The organism is Novosphingobium sp. 18050, from assembly GCF_902706195.1.
GTDB lineage: Bacteria > Pseudomonadota > Alphaproteobacteria > Sphingomonadales > Sphingomonadaceae > Novosphingobium.
This window is the reverse complement of record NZ_CACSJO010000092.1, coordinates 1-446: the sequence shown is the minus strand read 5'-3', so window position 1 is coordinate 446 and position 446 is coordinate 1. Positions and strand designations below refer to the sequence as shown.

At 69.3% G+C, this 446-nt stretch carries 1 protein-coding gene; it reads right to left on the bottom strand.

What is annotated here, in order from left to right; translation table 11 throughout:
• Window positions 1–446 (bottom strand): HAMP domain-containing sensor histidine kinase (locus GVL61_RS24525; protein WP_200845022.1); only part of this gene is annotated, 446 nt, incomplete at both ends.

Genomic DNA, 446 nt, shown 5'->3' with positions numbered 1-446 from the left:
GACCCAGGCCGCTACCACCAGCACTCTGCGGCCGGCCGGCATCTCCGCGGTGAAAGGCGTCGAAGACCTGTCCCGCGAGTTCGGGAGGAATGCCGGGGCCTGCGTCTTCGACGCCGAGCCGGCACGTGCCTTCGACGACCCGTGCAAGCACATGCACTTCGCCCGGAGTGGCGTGCTTGTGCACGTTCTCCAGCAGGGCCATCAGGGCCTGGCGGATGCGCACCGGGTCGCAGGCGACTCTATCGGGCAGATCGACTTGCGTGCGCAGGGTGAAGCCGCGCTGCTGCAGGCGCGGCTCGAACGCATGCACCACGGAGGCGATCTCCTGGGCGAGGTCCGCCGGCACCCGTTCGAGTTCCAGGTGCCCACTGTCGCGCAGGCTCAGCATGCGCAGGTCTTCGATCAGGCGGCTCAGGCCCTGCACCTGGCGCAGCAGGCCCTGGAAC